The organism is Burkholderia sp. AU17457, from assembly GCF_002223255.1.
Lineage (GTDB): Bacteria > Pseudomonadota > Gammaproteobacteria > Burkholderiales > Burkholderiaceae > Burkholderia > Burkholderia sola.
Genome location: NZ_NKFB01000006.1, coordinates 237,256 through 254,093, shown reverse-complemented (window position 1 = coordinate 254,093; position 16,838 = coordinate 237,256). Strand labels below are relative to the sequence as shown.

Below are 16,838 nucleotides of genomic sequence, written 5' to 3'. Positions count from 1 at the left end.
GCTCAAGCCGATCCGGGCTGTGTGCTTTTGGGCCGCTTTTCGGCCGATGCGCGCTTACCGCTGCGTCAGCATCATGTACATCTGGATCACGACGTCCGGCGAGAACGTGAACGGCACCCAGCCGTAGCCGGTATGGCGGGCGACCAGCAGGCGGTCGCCGTTCGCCTGCTTCTGCACGGCCATCATCGGGTTCTTCGTCGTCACGAAGCGCCAGCCGGCCGGAATGCCGGGCGGCGGCTCCGGCTGCATCGACGCGCGTGCGTGCGCGAGTTCCTCGATCAGCTGACCCAGTTGCTCCGGATGCAGCGTGATCGACTGGCCGTTGATGGTCAGCGTGAGTTCGTTCTGGGACGGGCGCGCGACGTGCAGCGTCGCCTTGTCGGCCGGCGCGGCAGCGGTGCCGGTTTCAACCGCGGTTTCGGCTTGTGCCGTCGGGACCAATGCGGTCTCGGTATTGGCCGGGGCCTCGGCGGTTTCGACCACATCGATCGTTTCGACCGTTTCCGCCGCCGCCAGCGCGGTCGCGTTCACCGACGCTTCCGCCGCCACGGACGGCTCGACGACATCGACCGTCGCGGCCGTCGCGGCAACCGCGCTCGTCGCGGCTTCCTTGACGACGGCCTCGACCAGCGCTTCGGCGTCGGCGATGGCCTTCGCGTGGTGCTGCGCGGCCGCTTCGGCCTGGGCGATCGCTTCGGTGTGGCGCTGCGTGACGGCTTCGGCTTCGGCCGTTGCCTCCGCGTGGCGCTTCGCGGCCGCTTCGGCCTGGGCGATCGCTTCGGCGTGACGCCGCGTGATGGCTTCGGCCTCGGCGGTTGCGTCGGCATGACGCTGGGCGGCGGCCTGCGTGTCGGCGAGCGCTTGCGTATGACGCTGGGCGAGTGCCTCGGCCTCGGCGATCGCGGCCATGTGGCGCTGCGCGGCCGCTTCGGCTTCGGCGGTCGCTTCCGCGTGGCGTTGCGCGGCCGCTTCGGCTTCGGCGGTCGCCGCGGCATGACGTTGCGCGGCCGCTTCGGCTTCGGTCGCCGCGGCGTGATGACGCTGCGCGGCCGCCTCGGCTTCGGCGATCGCCGCCGCATGGCGTTGCGACGCGGCTTCGGCATCCGCGTGACGTTGCGCGAGCGCTTCGGTCAGCGCGGTGGCTTCCGCATGGCGCTGCGACGCGGCTTCGGCTTGCGTGGCGGCATCCGTATGACGTTGGGCGGCCGCTTCGGCGGCGGCGGTGGCATCGGCATGGCGCCGCTGCGCGGCTTCGGCATCGGCGGCAGCGGCCGTGTGGCGCTGCGCGGCCGCCTGCGCTTCGGCTTCCGCCGCCGCGTGACGCTCGGCCGCGGCGCGGGCTTCCGCTGCCGCGGCGCGCGCGAAGGCTTCCGCGCTGCGTGCCGCCTGCTGGGCGGCGTGGTGATCGTGGAGGAGCTGATCGACGCCCGTGGCGAGCGAAGCGATCTGATCGTTCAGGTTCATGCGTGTCTTCTCTGCGTAAGACCCGCGATTTTAACCGCTGCGCCGATGCCGGTCCGTGCGCGACGTGTAACAAAGTGCGCAAAGCGGCGCGACGTGCGCCGCTTTGTGTTACTTCAGGTAGCCCGCCGAGCCGAACCAGTCGAGCGCATCGCGCAGCCCTTCGCGATACGGGCGCGCACGGTAGCCGAGTTCGCGCTCGGCCTTCGCGGACGTGAAATACATCTTGTTCTTCGACATCCGCAACCCGTCGACGGTGACGAACGGCTCCTTCTTCGTGAACTTCGCGACCGCTTCGGCGCCGACCGCGAGCGGGTACAGCGGCCAGCGCGGCAGCGCGATCGTCGGCGCCTTGCGGCCCGTCATCTGCGCGATGTCCGCGAGCATCTGCTGCAGCGGCAGGTTCTCGCCGCCGAGGATGTAGCGCTCGCCGATCCGGCCGCGCTCGAGCGCGAGGAAGTGGCCGTGCGCGACGTCGTCGACGTGCACGAGGTTCAGCCCCGTGTCGACGAACGCCGGAATCTTGCCGAGCGCGGCCTCGACGATGATGCGGCCGGTCGGCGTCGGCTTCACGTCGCGCGGGCCGATCGGCGTCGACGGGTTGACGATCACGGCGGGCAGCCCTTCGTCGGCGATCATCCGTTCGACCGCGCGCTCCGCGAGCACCTTACTGCGCTTGTAGACGCCGATCGCCTGCTCGGCCGTGAGCGGCCGGTTCTCGTCGGACGGGTCGCCGGCGCTCGTCACCTTCAGCGTCGCGACGCTGCTCGTGTAGACGATTCGCTCGACGCCTTCCGCGCGGGCCGCGCGCATCGTCGCGACCGCGCCTTCGAGGTTCGCGCGCTCGATTTCGTCGGGGTCGGGCGCCCACAGCCGGTAGTCGGCCGCGACGTGCAGCAGGTAGCGCACGCCGCGCAGCGCGGCGCGCATCGACGCCTCGTCGCGCATGTCGCCGGTGACGATCTCGGCGTCGAGATCCGCGACGTTCGTGCGCGGGCTGGTCGGGCGCACGAGCACGCGCACCGCATAGCCTTTCTGCTGCGCAATGCGCGCGACGGCCGAGCCGACGAAACCGGACGCGCCGGTGACGAGAACGAGATCGCGGGAGGTATCAGTCATGCGTTTCCTTCAGGGCCGCGCGCACGGCGCGGCGGTTGGGCATCGGCGAGATTGTACGTGGTCGGCGGGCGCGGCGACGCCCGGCCGGCGCGTGTGCGAAGCGGCCGACGCGACTACAATGCCGGGCTTGAATGCAACGGGAGGGCGACGCGATGAGCCGCAATGAACTGGACGAACGGATCGAGACCTACTACGTGCGGGTGCGCGGCGTCGTGCAGGGCGTCGGCTTTCGTCACGCGACGGTGCGCGAAGCGCATGCGCTGAAGCTGCGCGGCTGGGTCGCGAATCTCGAGGACGGCACCGTCGAGGCGATGATCCAGGGCCCCGGCGCGCAGATCGACCGGATGCTCGCGTGGCTGCGTCACGGGCCGCCCGCCGCGCGCGTGACCGAGGTGACGTTCGAGGAACGCCGGACCGAGAAGCGCTTCGAACGCTTCCAGCAGCAGTAAGCGACGCACAACGACATGACGGGGTATCCGGAAGCCGGGCGCGGCCTCATGCTGTCGGTGATGGCGTCGACGCTGTTCGCGCTGATGTCGGCTTACGCGAAACTGCTCGCCCCGCTCACGGGGCTCGACATCTTCGCGTGGCGTATCGTGTGGACCGCCCCGGGCGCGCTCGCGCTGATCGCGCTGCGTGGCCGCTGGCCGGCGCTCGTCGAGCTGGCGCGGCGCAGTGCGCGCGACTGGCGCCTGCTGGTCGCGCTGCCGGTGAGCGCGGCGTTGCTCGGCGTGCAGCTGTGGCTGTTCCTGTGGGCGCCGCTGCACGGCCGCATGCTCGAAGTGTCGCTCGGCTATTTCCTGCTGCCGCTGACGATGGTGCTCGTCGGCCGCTTCTACTATCACGAACGGCTCGACCCGCTGCAATGGGCGGCGGTCGCATGCGCGGCGCTCGGCGTCGCGCACGAGGTATGGGCGACCCGCGCGTTCGCGTGGCCGACGCTCGTCGTCGCGCTCGGCTATCCGCCGTATTTCGTGCTGCGCCGGCGGATCAACGCGGATTCGCTGGCCGCCTTCGCGATCGAGATCGTGCTGCTGTGCCCGGTCGCGTTCGCGATGGTCGCGACGAGCGCGACGCGGGTCGGCGGCCAGCCGCTGCTGTGGGCCGCGCTGCTGCCGGGGCTCGGCCTGCTCAGCACGCTCGCGCTCGCGAGCTACCTGAAGGCGAGCCGGATGCTGCCGATGGCGCTGTTCGGGATTCTCGGCTACGTCGAGCCGGTGCTGCTCGTCGTGGTGTCGCTGCTGCTGCTCGGCGAGACGCTCAGCGTCGCGCAGCTCGCGACGTACGCGCCGATCTGGGTCGCCGTCGCGCTCACCGCATGGCACAGCGCGATGCTGATGCGCCGCTTGCCCGCGCGCGGATAACCGTATCGTCGCGATGCGCCGGCCGGGCGCAACGGGCCGCGCAGCGCGCATCATCCGGCCGTCGAACCTTGCTCGCTCCGCTGCCGAGTCCCGCCGAATCCGTCGATACTGACCATCCACTGACATCGCGCTGACGCGAATCTGGCGACGCTGCCTGCTTCGCTGCGCCACGCTCGCGCTTGTAATCGAAGAGAAGATTCGGTTGCATTTTGTTACTTAGGGTCGCCCCTGATCGGCCATTAGACTGATCCGATCGACTTCCCTTCGTATGCAGCTTTTCGATGAACGGTCACCGCCGTGCCGAGCCGGACGGGTTGGCGCGATACGGGCATACGCGTCTCGCCGCCGATCGCGCTCGCCGTCTCTCTCCCGATCCCTTCCCCGGTGCACGTCGCACCGCCGCCGTGCGGGTGCGCGCATGTCGTTGAACCCGCCGCATTCCGCCTCGGTGCAGCCGTCGCGCGGCGGCCGCCTGATCGAAATCGATTTCTTCCGCGGGCTCGTGCTGTTGATGATCGTCGTCGATCACATTGGCGCGAGCGTGCTGTCGCGCGTGACGCTGCATGCGTTCGCGCTGTGCGATGCGGCCGAGGTGTTCGTGTTCCTCGGCGGCTTCGCGACCGCGAGCGCGTACGGCGCGATCGCCGAGCGGCACGGCGCGCGCGCCGCGCAGCAGCGGTTCGTGCGGCGCGCGACGCAGATCTACCGCGCGTTTCTCGCGACGTCGACGCTGATGCTCGTCGTGTCGGCGGTGCTCGACCACTTCGGTATCGATGCGCCGAACCTCGCGCTCGACGACGTCAGCGTGATGCTCGCGTCGCCGCTCACGGGGGCGGCCGAGCTGCTGACGTTCCAGCGCCAGCCGTATCTCGCGTCGGTGCTGCCGATGTACGTGCTGTTCGCGCTCGCGTCGCCGGTGCTGGTGCCGTTCGCGCGGCGCCATCCGTGGCCGCTCGTCGCGCTCAGCATTGCGTCGTGGCTCGCGGCGGGCTGGCTCGGCCCCGAACTGCTCGACACCGACGGCTTCCGCTGGAGCTTCAACCCGTTCGCGTGGCAACTGATGTTCGTCGCCGGCGTGCTCGCGCGCTGCCAGCCGTTCTACCGGCGCGTCGCGCTCGGCCGCTGGGGCGCGGCGGCGACCGGGCTCGCGTGCGCGATCGTGCTCGGTTGCGCGAGCTACAAGCTGTTCTCGGGGCTGCCGGTGCCCGAAGGCGTGCTCAAGCGCGATCTCGCGCTGCCGCGTGTCGTGAGTTTCGCGGCCATCGCGTGGCTGATGGCCGATTGCGTGCGCTTCGGCTGGATCGCGCGGATCGCGCAGGGCGTGCGGCCCGTCGTGGCGGTCGGCCAGCGCGGGCTGATCTGCTTCGTCGCGGGTGCGGCGATCTCGCTCGTGATCGATTCGCTGCTGCATCCGGTCGCGGGCAGCGCCGATCTGCGGCATGTCGGCGTGGGCCTCGTGGCCGACGCGTGCGCGGTCGGGCTGATGATGGCGGTGGCCGGTTCGGGAACGTGGATCGCGCGATGGCGCGGCGCGGCGGCGTAGGCGGGCGCGTGCGGCGCGGCAGGCGCCGCGCGGCGTCAGTGAGGTGAGCCGATACGGGAGCGGGGTGTGGCGGTGCCGTCGTCGGATTCGGCGTCGTCGCGTTCGTCCTGCGCCGGATCGTCGCGCTCCGCGAGCACCGCGTCGGCTTCGGCCGCGGCCCGCGCGGCGCGCATCGCGGTGCAGCGCTGCGCGTGCCGAATGTCCGACAGAATTCTCAAAAGCCGCGTCGTCTTGCTTTTCATCGGGTTCTCCCGCCAGTGCGCATCTCGCGAAGCGGATGCGTTGTCTGCAACCAGTGTAGGACGCGTTCGCGTTTCCGGCGGGAGAATGTGGCGTGCACGCCGCACGCCGAGGGATAGTACTTACTGCGCGGCGACGGCGGCGGCCTGCGCCTGCAGCGCTTCTTCGCGGCGCTCGTCCGTGCAGCGCTGATGCTGGCGCGACAGGCGGTTCATCAGCGGCAGCAGCAGCAGCGCGAGCAGCATGCCGATCGCGGCGAGCCAGCCGAGCTTCTCGAACAGCGACAGGTAGAGCGGCAGCGATTCGGTGGCCGGCAGTTCGTGCGACGGCATCTGCGCGAAGTTCGCGACGACGCTGCCCAGATACTGCGACACGCCCGTCGCGACGAAATACGCGCCCATCATGAAGCCGCTCATGCGCGCCGGCACGTAGCGGGCGATCATCGCGAGGCCGAGGCCGCTCACCAGCAGCTCGCCGAGCGAGTACAGCCCGTAGCCCCACACCATGAACCACGACGACACGCGGCCGTCGACCGCGTAGCGGCCGCTGACCGTGAATACCAGGTAGCCCGCGGCGACCGCGCCGAAGCCGAGCGCGTACTTCGCGGCGACCGGCAGGTCGCGGCCGCTCTTCGCGACGAGGTTGTAGACCCACACCAGCACCGGGCTCAGCAGCATGATCCAGATCGGGTTCAGCGCCTGGAACTGCGCGGCGCTCCACGTGAACAGCGTCGTGCCGAACAGCATGAAGCGCGGGTCGACGTTGCGCAGCGCGAACAGCGTCAGCGACGTCGACATCTGCACGTAGAAGATGAAGAACAGGATCACCTGGCCGATCAGCACGAGCGCCGCGATCAGGCCCGCGCGCTCCGAGCGCTCCGACTTCGCGATCATGTACGCGAAGATCGCGAGGATCGCGAACGCGGCCGTCCACACGCTCGCGACCGCGAGCTGCTTGTGCTGCAGCACGTACAGCGTGATCAGCGCGAGCGCGACGCCGCCGGCGGCGACCGCGCCGAGGCGCTTCCAGCGGATCGGCGCGTCGTCCGGCTGCGAGCCGACGTGCGCGAGCGTGCGGTGCATCAGCATGAAGTTCAGGATCGCGAGCAGCATGCCGCCGCAGCAGACCGCGAACGCGGCGTGCCAGCCCCAGTGATCCTTGATCCACGGCGTCGCGAGCATCGATACCGTCGAGCCGATGTTGACCGCCATGTAGTAGATCGTGAACGCGCTGTCGATGCGCGCGTCGTCGCCTTCGTAGATACGGCGCACGAGGTTCGCCGCGTTGGCCTTGAACAGGCCGTTGCCGACCACGATCACGCCGAGCGACGCGTACATGTACGTCAGGTGATCGTTCGGCACCGCGAGCATCAGGTAGCCGGCGCACAGCACGGCCGCGCCGATGATCATCGTGCGGCGGGCGCCGAGCACCTTGTCGCCGATCCAGCCGCCGATCGACGGCGCGGCGTAGACGAGCGCGGTGAATGCTCCCCAGGTCAGGTTCGCGTGGCTGTCGGTGAAGCCGAGCCGGTCGACCATGAAGAGGACCAGGAGCGCGGCCATGCCGTAGTAGCCGAAGCGCTCCCACATTTCGATGAGGAAGACCGTCGTAAACGATCGGGTCTGTGAAACAGGTGCGTGCATCATCAATCTCGTTTGAAACGGACGGCGCGGATCGCGCGTCGCCTTGAGGTCGAACTGGCGCCGGAGCATTGTGGCCGGGTAGGCTTGCGTCGGCGATGGAGCAGTCGAGCGGTTAGCTCGGGCCGGGGTCGGATTCCACCCGAGAAGGCGGAGCGCGGCCCCGACCGGCGCGCGAATGGTAACGTTTGCCGGTCCGGTGCGTCGGGTCCGCGCCACTTAGGGAAACTCCCGATATGGCAGCAGCTTTCAGGAACATTTGTCTCATCATCTACTTGTAAGCTTGACGCCGGTTCTCCGCAAATTCCCGGAGAGCCGCTTGCAGCTTGCCTGTGAAGCCTTCGAGTCTGGCAAGATAGCGCGTCGTTTCGCTCGCTTCGGGCCCTGTTTAGTGCACCGGGCTCAACGCCGAAGGCGTGTACGAACCCGAAGATTAAGCTATCTCCAATTAACTTAGTTACTTTCCATCAAACATTTTTTGACGACCACTTTTCGGCCTGCTATGGTTCCCCCCACTGAAAACTCGCGATCGGCAGACGCTGTCGCACTGGGCAGCAAGATTCGCGCGTTGCGCCAACGTCTGAAGCGCACGCTCGACGACACCGCTACCGCCGCGGGGATTTCGAAACCGTTTCTGTCTCAAGTCGAGCGCGGGCTCGCGTCGCCGTCACTGACGTCGCTGGCCGGTATCGCCCACGCGCTCGGCGTGACGGTGCAGTACTTCGTGGATACGCCGAGCGAGGAACGCTCGGTTTGCCGAGGCGATCAGCTGCGTTTCTTCGGGTTTGCCGATTCGGCGAATCTGTTCGCGCGACTGACGAACGTGTCCGAAGGGCGCCAGCTGGAGGCGATCCTCGTGAGGATGCCGCCGGGGCAGAAGCGGTCCGAGGTGACGACACATGCAGGAGAGGAGTTCCTGTACGTGATTGAAGGGGAAGTGTCGCTGACGCTGGAAGGCAAGACGTTCGTCCTGCAGGCCGGCGACAGTTCGCACTATCAGTCGACGGTCCCGCACAGCTGGGTCAACACCGCGAAGATCGAGTCGGTGGTGGTCTGGGTCGGTACGCCGCGACTGTTCTAACGCACGGGTATTCCTTCGTTTCTTCGACGGAATGCCTGTCGAAAGAAATGTAAGGAATACTAACATGCAATACGAGAATCACGGGCCTCCTCAATCGCTGCCCCCGTCAGCGTCTCACGCGTAAGCCGCGGCATCCGCCGCGCGACGCCCACCGAACCACCTTCTCAAGACTGCCACGATGAAATCCTTGCATGCCATGTCGGCCGTGCTGGCCGCGCTCGCCCTGACGCCCGTCGCCCACGCCGTAACCGTTCCGTCGAACGTCGCGCTCGCTCCGCAACAGGACCTGACGCGACAGGTGCCGGCCGAAGTCGAGTCGCTCGACCCGGCGCACATCGAATCGTGGACCGGCAACACGATCGGCCTCGACCTGTTCGAAGGGCTCGCGCGCATCGATGCGGCCGGCCAGGTCGTGCCGGGCGTCGCGCTGTCGTGGGAACGCAAGACGCCGCAGACGTGGATCTTCAAGCTTCGCCACGACGCGAAGTGGAGCAACGGCCAGCCGGTGACGGCCGCCGATTTCGTCTATTCGTGGCAGCGCCTCGTCGATCCGAAGACGGGCTCGAAATACACGATCCTCGTCGAGTTCATCAAGAACTCGAAGGACATCATCGCCGGCAAGGCCGCACCGACGACGCTCGGCGTGCGCGCCGTCGATCCGTACACGCTCGAGGTGACGACCGACGTGCCGGTCGCGTTCTTCCCCGAACTGACCGCGATGGCGCCGCTCGCGCCGGTGAACAAGGACGTGGTCGCGAAGTTCGGCGACGCATGGACGCGCCCGGGCAACCTCGTCAGCAACGGCGCGTACCAGCTCGTCGACTGGCAGCCGAACAACCGCATCGTGGCGACCAAGGACGCGAAGTACTGGAACGCGTCGAAGGTCGTGATCAACAAGGTCACGTACCTGCCGATCGAAAGCGACGAAACCGCGATGCGCATGTACCAGGCCGGGCAGATCGACTACAGCTACTCGATTCCGTCGGGCATCTTCCAGCAGGTCAGCAAGCAGTTCGGCGCCGAGCTGCGCCCCGGCCTGCAGCTCGCGACCTATTACTACTACCTGAACAACAGCGACGCGGCGCTGAAGGACAAGCGCGTGCGCCAGGCGCTGTCGATGGTGATCGATCGCGACGTGCTGACGTCGAAGCTCACGCAGGCCGGCGAGAAGCCGATGTACGGGCTGATGCCGAACGGCACGAAGGGCGTGCAGCCGTTCACGCCGGAATGGGCGTCGTGGCCGATGGCCAAGCGCATCGCGACCGCGAAGGACTTGCTGAAGCAGGCCGGCTATTCGGACGCGAAGCCGCTGTCGTTCACGCTCACGTACAACACCAACGACCTGCACAAGAAGGTCGCGCTGTTCACCGCCTCGGAATGGCGCACGAAGCTCGGCATCACCACGAAGCTCGAGAACGTCGAGTTCAAGGTGCTGATGAAGCAGCGGCATGACGGCAAGGTGCAGATCGCGCGCGACGGCTGGTTCGCCGACTACAACGACGCGATGACCTTCTTCGACCTGATCCGCTGCGGCAGCTCGCAGAACACCGTCGGCTACTGCAACAAGCAGGTCGACGCGCTCGTCGAGGAAGGCAACCAGAAGCTCGACGACAACGCGCGCACCGCGCTGCTCACGCAGGCGCACGACCTGGCGATGAAGGACACGCCGATGGTGCCGCTGTTCCAGTACTCGGCCGACCGTCTCGTGAAGTCCTACGTGGGCGGCTATTCGCTGAAGAACGTGATCGACATGCGTGCTTCGCAGGACATGTACCTGATCAAGCACTGACGGAGCGATCATGCTGGCCTACGCATTGAGGCGCACGTTGTGGGCGGTGCCGACGATCCTCGCGGTCATCACCGTCTGCTACCTGCTGCTGCATTTCACGCCCGGCGGCCCGTTCGATACGGAGAAGCAGCTGTCCGCCGCGACGCTCGCGAACCTGAACGCGAAGTACCACCTCGACGAGCCGCTGTGGAAGCAGTACCTGCTGTATCTCGGCTCGCTGCTGCACGGCGATCTCGGCCCGTCGTTCCGCTACGTCGACTGGTCGGTGAACGATCTCGTGAAGAAGGCGCTGCCCGTGAGCCTCGGCGTGGGCGGTGTGTCGATCCCGATCTCGATCGTGCTCGGCGTGCTGCTCGGCACCGTCGCGGCCGTGCGCCGCGACAGCGTGATCGACCGCTTCGTGATGCTGATCGGCAACTTCGGCAACGTCGTGCCGCCGTTCGTGCTCGGCCCCGTCATGGTGTGGATCTTCGCGATCCTGCTGAAGACGTCGGCCGGCAACGGCTGGCTGCCGGCCGGCGGCTGGGGCGACGGCGGCTGGCAGTACCGGCTGCTGCCGATCGCGCTGCTGACCCTCATCAACGTGTCGCTGCTCGCGCGCGTGATGCGCGGCTCGATGATCGAGACGCTGTCGAGCAACTACATCCGCACCGCGCGTGCGAAGGGCCTGCCCGGCTCGACGATCGTGCTGCGCCATGCGCTCAAGCCCGCGCTGATGCCGGTCGTGTCGCTGTTCGGCACGGTCTGCATCACGTCGATCACGGCGGCCGTCGTCACCGAATCGGTGTTCGCGCTGCCGGGCGTCGGGCAGCTCGTCGTGAACGGCGCGATCAACCGCGACTACACGCTGGTGCTCGGCCTCGTCGTGATGACGACCGTCTTCGCGGTGCTGTTCAACCTGCTGGTCGACCTCGCGTACGCGTGGCTCGATCCGCGCATCCGTTATTGAGCGAGGCACAGCGATGACTCCGACCACTCCCGTCGTTGGCCTGCCCGTGCAGACCGATTCGCCGCCGCATTCGCGCTCGCCACTCGAACTGGCGTTCGCGCGCTTCCTTCACAACCGCGCGGCGCTGCTGAGCCTCGCGCTGCTCGTGCTGATCACGCTCGCCTGTTTCGTCGGCCCGTGGCTGCTCGCAGCCGACCCCGCCGCGAGCGATTGGGCCTCGATCAGCCTGCCGCCGACCTGGGCGAACCAGCACTGGTTCGGCACCGACGAGCTCGGCCGCGACCTGCTCGTGCGCACGCTGATCGGCGGCCGCGTATCGATCGAGGTCGGCCTGCTCGGCACGCTCGTGTCGGGCCTGTTCGGCGTCGCGTGGGGCGCGACCGCGGGCTTCGCGGGCGGCCGCGTCGATTCCGTGATGATGCGCGTCGTCGACATGATGTACGCGATCCCGTACCTGCTGATCGCGATCCTGATGATGACCCTGTTCGGCCGCTCGTTCATGCTGGTCGTGCTGACCATCAGCGCGTTCTCGTGGATCGACATGGCGCGCGTCGTGCGCGGCCAGACGCTGTCGCTGCGCAATCGCGAGTTCGTCGACGCGGCGCGCGCGATCGGCGTGTCGCCGGCGTCGATCGTGCTGCGCCACGTCGTGCCGAACCTGCTCGGCGTGGTCGTCGTGTACGCGACGGTCTCGGTGCCGAACATCGTGCTGACCGAATCGGTGCTGTCGTTCCTCGGCCTGGGCGTCCAGGAGCCGATGACGAGCTGGGGCGTGCTGATCCAGGACGGCGCGCAGAAACTGGAATCGATGCCGTGGCTGCTGCTGGCCCCGGCCGTCATGCTGTGCGTGACGCTCTACTGCGTGAACTTCGTCGGCGACGGCCTGCGTGACGCGCTCGACCCGAAGGATCGCTGAAGATGGCCGCTCTACTGGAAGTTGAAAACCTCGGCGTGCGCTTCACGCGCAAGGATGCACCGCCGATCGACGCCGTCAACGGCGTGTCGTTCTCGCTCGAAGCCGGCAAGACGCTCGGCATCGTCGGCGAATCGGGCTCGGGCAAGAGCCAGACCGTGATGGCGCTGCTGGGCCTGCTGGCCGGCAACGGCACGACGACCGGCGCCGCGCGCTACCGCGGCGACAACCTGCTCGACATGGATACGCGCGCGCTGAACGCGGTGCGCGGCGATCGCATCGCGATGATCTTCCAGGATCCGATGACGTCGCTCAATCCGTTCCTGACGATCGAGCGGCAGATGACCGAGACGCTGCAGCTGCATCGCAAGCTGTCGCGCAAGGAAGCGATCAAGCGCGCGATCGAGGCGCTCGAATCGGTGCGCATTCCCGATGCGGCGCGCCGCATCCGCATGTATCCGCACGAGTTCTCGGGCGGCATGCGTCAGCGCGTGATGATCGCGATGGCGCTCTTGTCCGAGCCGGAAATCCTGATCGCCGACGAGCCGACCACCGCGCTCGACGTGACCGTGCAGGCGCAGATCATCGACCTGCTGCGCGAGCTGAACCGCGAGCGCGGCACCGCGATCGTGCTGATCACGCACGACATGGGCGTGGTTGCCGGCCTCGCCGACGACGTGATGGTCATGTACGCGGGCCGCACCGTCGAATACGCGCCGGCCGAATCGATCTTCGCGGCGCCGTCGCATCCGTACACGATCGGGCTGCTCAACGCGTTGCCGCGCCTGACCGACGCGGACGACGCGCCGCTCGTCGCGATTCCCGGCAACCCGCCGATGCCCGGCACCGCGCCGGCCGGCTGCGCGTTCGCGAAGCGCTGCACGTATGCGGAAGAACGCTGCGGCGCCGAGCGCCCGGCGCTCGAAACCTATGGCGCCGCGGGCGCGGTGCGCGCGTGCCACCGGCCCCTGGCCGATTTGACGGGAGGTCTGCGATGAGCGTCGATGAACGCCGCCAAGCCGGCGCGACGGACGACACGCTGCTGTCCGTCGAGAATCTGAAAGTGCATTTCCGCGTGCCGCTCGGCGGCTATCCGTGGTCGCCGAAGGGCGTGCTGCGCGCGGTCGACGGCGTGTCGTTCGACGTCAAGCGCGGCGAGACGGTCGGGCTCGTCGGCGAATCGGGCTGCGGGAAATCGACGCTCGCACGCGCATTGATCGGCCTCGTGCCGATGACGGCCGGCACCGTGAAATGGCGCGGCCAGGCCGTGGCGCCCGATCACCTGCGCGGCACCGCGATGCGGCGAGAAGTGCAGATGATCTTCCAGGATCCGCTCGCCTCGCTCGATCCGCGCATGACGATCGAGCAGGTCGTCGCGGAGCCGCTCGTCACGCACCAGCCAGGCCTCGGCCGTACCGAAGTGCGCCGCCGCGTGATCTCGATGCTCGAACGCGTCGGCCTGAACGCGCATCACCTGCTGCGTTATCCGCATGAGTTTTCCGGCGGGCAGTGCCAGCGCGTCGGCATTGCGCGCGCGCTGATCAGCGAGCCGAAACTCGTGATCTGCGACGAACCCGTCTCGGCGCTCGACGTGTCGATCCAGGCGCAGATCGTGAACCTGCTGCGCGATCTGCAGCGCGAACTGTCGTTGTCCTATCTGTTCGTCGCGCATGACCTGGCGGTGGTGAAGGCCATCAGCCAGCGCGTGCTCGTGATGTATCTCGGCCGCGTGATGGAGTTCGGCACGCGGCATGACGTGTACGGCGTGCCCCAGCACCCGTACACGAAGGCGCTGCTCGATGCGGCGCCGACGCCGGAGCCGGCGCGCGAGCGTGCTCGCCGTCCGATGCTGCTGGCGGGCGAGATGCCCTCGCCGCTCAACCCGCCGTCCGGCTGCGCGTTCCGCACGCGCTGCCCGGTCGCGATCGACGCATGCGCGCAGGACGTGCCGCTGCCGGAAGTACGGCAGGGGTCGGCGGCGCGCGTCGCGTGCATCCGCGCGGGCGCGGTGTGATGTGAAGTAACGCAGAAAACATAACCAAGGCAGGTCAACAGGGGTAGGTGCGGCGCGAACGATCTTCGCGCCGCAGGTACAGGCGCGTCCTTAGCCGGGCTCGCCGGGGGGCTGGAAGCGGATCGCAACCGGCGTGGACGATATCAACACAAGACGAGAATGACGATGAAAAAGCAGAAAAAGATCGGGACGGCATCGAAGATGCTGCTTGCCTGGGGACTGCCGGCGCTTGCCGGCGTCTCGCTGACGGGCGTCGCGCACGCCGACGACGCGGCGCCCGCGCCGCTGACGGTCGCGCAGGCCGCGCCGGCCGCCGGGTCGGGCACTTCGGTTGCGCAGGCAACGACCCCGAACGCCGTGATCAACGCAGAGGCGACCCAGGCCGTCACGCCGCCCGACGAGCCGTCGGCGCAGTCGAAATCGAACGGCTTCATCGCCGACAGCCATCTCGACTTCCTGTTCCGCAACTATGCGGACGTGCTCGACAGCAAGGGCGGGCCGCATCGTCATGCGTGGGTCCAGGGCGCGATGGCGAACTTCGAGTCGGGCTACACGACCGGCCTGATCGGGATCGGCTTCGACGCGTCGTTGTATGCGGCGCTGAAGCTCGACGGCGGCCAGGGCGCCGGCAGCATGGTGCACATCGCGAAGGGCGGCGGCGGCGGCAACCAGCTCGCATGGGCCTACCCGGGCATCTACGACATCAAGGCGCGCATCTCGAACACGGTGGTCAAGTATGGTCTGCAGGCCGTCGACAACCCGTTCATGGAGCAGCACGACAACCGCGCGTTGCCGCCGACGTTCCTCGGCGCGACGCTCGTCAGCAATGAATTCAAGAACGTGATGCTCGAGGCCGGCAGCTTCACGAAGACCGACGCGCGCGGCCATACGACGCTCACCAACCTGACGACGCAGTACGGCGGCACGCGCATCAATCGCCTGTCGTACGTCGGCGGCACGTGGGACTACTCGCCGAACGGCGAGGTCGCGCTGTACGCGAACCAGGCCGACGACGTGTGGCACCAGTACTACGCGTCGGTGAAGCACAGCATCGGCAGCCCGCAGACGATCAAGTGGACCGGCTTCGGCAACGTCTACTCGACGCACGACACGGGCGATGCGCTGCAGGGCAAGATCAACAACAACGCGTACAGCCTGTCGCTCGCCGCGCAGCACGGCCCGCATGAACTGCTGCTCGGCTTCCAGCACGTGCTCGGCGACCAGTTCTTCGACTACCTGAACGAAACGAACGGCATCTTCCTGACCAACTCGATGGACGTCGACTACAACGCGCCGCACGAAAAATCGCTGCAGCTGCGTTACACGTTCTACGGCAAGGAAGCGGGCCTGCCGGGCTTCAAGGCGATGGTGTGGGGCGTGACGGGCTGGGGGGCGGACGGCAGCTCGGGCGCGGCCAACGACCCGAGCAAGTCGAGCATCTACTGGAGCAACGGCGCGCCGGTGCAGGGCCGTCACCACGAGTTCGGCTTCATCCCGTCGTACACGTTCCAGAGCGGCAAGCTGAAGAACACGAAGGTCACGTTCATCGCGATGTGGCACAACGGCTCGGCACATTACTCGGACGCGACGAACACCGAGTACCGTCTGGTCGTGAACCTGCCGCTGCACGCGTTCTGATGGAACGGGGACGCACGTCCCCTGTGTCGTATGGGCCGGCCTATGATCGGTGCGATCAGGCCGGCTTGTGCCAGCCCGCCACGGAATCGTTCGCGGCGGGCATCTCTTCGACGAGCGACGTGAGCTGGCGGCCCGTATCGCGCCATGCATCGAGGCCGCCGCGCAGCGCGAGCGCATCGGTGAAGCCTGCATCGAGCAGGCGCTTCGCCATCAGCGCGGCCGTCACTTCGTTCGGGCACGAGCAATACACGACGAATTTCTGCGTGAGCGGATAGCGCGCGACGATGTCGCCGATCTGGCGCTCGTCGGCGAACTGCGCACCGGGAATCGTGAACGGGTCGAGCTTGCGATGCTCGGGCGAGCGGACGTCGAGCACCACCGGGGCGGCGGTGTCGCGCAGCAGCATGTCGAGCTCGTCGACGCCGATCCGCGCGTTCGCGAGTTGACGGATCAGCGCACGGCGGCGCATCCACCGCACGGCCGCATAGATCGCGAGCAGCGCGACGATGACCAGCAGCACCGCGCGGCCGAGGCGGCTCGCGCCGGCGAACAGCCAGTCGATCTGCCGGTAGAACACGAGGCCGGCGCCCAGCCCGACGATCGTCCACAGCGCGGCGCCGAGCGCATCGTAGCCGGCGAACGTGCGATAGCGCGTGCCGAGCGCACCGGCCATCGGCACCGACACCAGCGACAAGCCCGGAATGAAGCGCGCGACCGCGAGCACGCGCACGCCGTAGCGGCCGAAGAAGCGTTCGGTCTTTTTCACGCAGGTATCGCGCGACAGCGACAGCCGGCAGATCGTCTTCAGCGTCGTGCCGCCGTAACGCCGCCCGGCGACGTACCAGACCGTGTCACCGATCAGCGCGCCGAGCACGGACATCGCCACGACCGTCACGAGCTGCGAGCCGATCATCGCCGGATGCATCGCGGACATCGCGCCGAACAGCACGAGCGTCGGCATCGCCGGCACCGGCAGGCCGATGGCCGCCGCGAGGACGTTGGCGAACACGAGAAGCGGCCCGTACTGGGCGACGAGGTCACGGAGCATGACGGCAGGCCGAAAAGGAAACGCGTGGGCGGGAAACGC

General features: G+C 67.9%; 15 protein-coding genes. 10 read left to right on the top strand and 5 right to left on the bottom strand.

Annotation, left to right across the window (positions count from 1 at the left end; translation table 11 throughout):
* Positions 1–54: 54 nt before the first annotated feature.
* A complete protein-coding gene (locus CFB49_RS28005; protein ID WP_089492947.1) occupies positions 55–1,464 on the bottom strand; it encodes a phage tail protein in 1,410 nt (469 codons plus the stop codon).
* 108 nt (positions 1,465–1,572) lie between these two features.
* A complete protein-coding gene (gene hpnA / locus CFB49_RS28000) occupies positions 1,573–2,580 on the bottom strand; it encodes a hopanoid-associated sugar epimerase (protein WP_011353724.1) in 1,008 nt (335 codons plus the stop codon).
* A 152-nt stretch (positions 2,581–2,732) separates the two neighbouring features.
* On the opposite strand from hpnA, the gene CFB49_RS27995 reads away from it, so the two are divergent.
* From CFB49_RS27995 to CFB49_RS27985, 3 genes are all read left to right on the top strand, one after another.
* Positions 2,733–3,029 carry an acylphosphatase gene (locus tag CFB49_RS27995; protein WP_006480292.1) on the top strand — a complete coding sequence of 99 codons (297 nt, stop codon included), beginning with the start codon at positions 2,733–2,735 and terminating at the stop codon, positions 3,027–3,029.
* 15 nt (positions 3,030–3,044) lie between these two features.
* Positions 3,045–3,944: an EamA family transporter RarD gene (gene rarD / locus CFB49_RS27990; protein WP_069621666.1), complete on the top strand. Its 900-nt coding sequence runs from the start codon at positions 3,045–3,047 to the stop codon at positions 3,942–3,944.
* A gap of 418 nt (positions 3,945–4,362) precedes the next feature.
* Complete coding sequence (locus CFB49_RS27985; protein ID WP_089492946.1) at positions 4,363–5,487, top strand: OpgC domain-containing protein; 1,125 nt, start codon at positions 4,363–4,365, stop codon at positions 5,485–5,487.
* 35 nt (positions 5,488–5,522) lie between these two features.
* On the opposite strand, the gene CFB49_RS27980 is transcribed toward CFB49_RS27985, so the two are convergent.
* Both CFB49_RS27980 and CFB49_RS27975 read right to left on the bottom strand, forming a co-directional pair.
* Positions 5,523–5,729, bottom strand: coding sequence for a hypothetical protein (locus CFB49_RS27980; protein ID WP_069621664.1), 207 nt, complete (start codon positions 5,727–5,729; stop codon positions 5,523–5,525).
* Positions 5,730–5,849: 120 nt separating this feature from the next.
* Positions 5,850–7,373, bottom strand: a complete 1,524-nt coding sequence (locus CFB49_RS27975; protein WP_069621750.1) for a peptide MFS transporter — start codon at positions 7,371–7,373, stop codon at positions 5,850–5,852.
* A 496-nt stretch (positions 7,374–7,869) separates the two neighbouring features.
* Between CFB49_RS27975 and CFB49_RS27965 the strand changes: the two genes are divergently transcribed.
* The 7 genes from CFB49_RS27965 (at position 7,870) to CFB49_RS27935 (ending at position 15,751) form a co-directional block, all read left to right on the top strand.
* Positions 7,870–8,448 (top strand): cupin domain-containing protein, encoded by a 579-nt coding sequence (locus tag CFB49_RS27965; protein WP_011548888.1) that lies wholly within the window; start codon positions 7,870–7,872, stop codon positions 8,446–8,448.
* 178 nt (positions 8,449–8,626) lie between these two features.
* Entirely contained in the window at positions 8,627–10,237 is a 1,611-nt protein-coding gene (locus CFB49_RS27960) for a peptide ABC transporter substrate-binding protein (RefSeq protein ID WP_069621663.1), read from the top strand.
* A 10-nt stretch (positions 10,238–10,247) separates the two neighbouring features.
* Positions 10,248–11,186 carry an ABC transporter permease subunit gene (locus CFB49_RS27955; RefSeq protein ID WP_050013372.1) on the top strand — a complete coding sequence of 313 codons (939 nt, stop codon included), beginning with the start codon at positions 10,248–10,250 and terminating at the stop codon, positions 11,184–11,186.
* Positions 11,187–11,199: 13 nt separating this feature from the next.
* Positions 11,200–12,102, top strand: coding sequence for an ABC transporter permease (locus tag CFB49_RS27950; protein ID WP_089437278.1), 903 nt, complete (start codon positions 11,200–11,202; stop codon positions 12,100–12,102).
* A gap of 2 nt (positions 12,103–12,104) precedes the next feature.
* Positions 12,105–13,097: an ABC transporter ATP-binding protein gene (locus tag CFB49_RS27945; RefSeq protein WP_089437277.1), complete on the top strand. Its 993-nt coding sequence runs from the start codon at positions 12,105–12,107 to the stop codon at positions 13,095–13,097.
* The gene (locus tag CFB49_RS27940; protein WP_179234955.1) at positions 13,094–14,113 is read left to right on the top strand and encodes an ABC transporter ATP-binding protein; all 1,020 of its coding nucleotides are present in this window, start codon (positions 13,094–13,096) and stop codon (positions 14,111–14,113) included. Before CFB49_RS27945 ends, CFB49_RS27940 begins: the two co-directional genes overlap by 4 nt.
* Before the next feature lie 165 nt (positions 14,114–14,278).
* A complete protein-coding gene (locus CFB49_RS27935) occupies positions 14,279–15,751 on the top strand; it encodes an OprD family outer membrane porin (RefSeq protein WP_089493139.1) in 1,473 nt (490 codons plus the stop codon).
* Positions 15,752–15,806: 55 nt separating this feature from the next.
* On the opposite strand, the gene CFB49_RS27930 is transcribed toward CFB49_RS27935, so the two are convergent.
* Entirely contained in the window at positions 15,807–16,799 is a 993-nt protein-coding gene (locus CFB49_RS27930; protein WP_069621659.1) for a DedA family protein/thiosulfate sulfurtransferase GlpE, read from the bottom strand.
* Between the last annotated feature and the right edge of the window lie 39 nt (positions 16,800–16,838).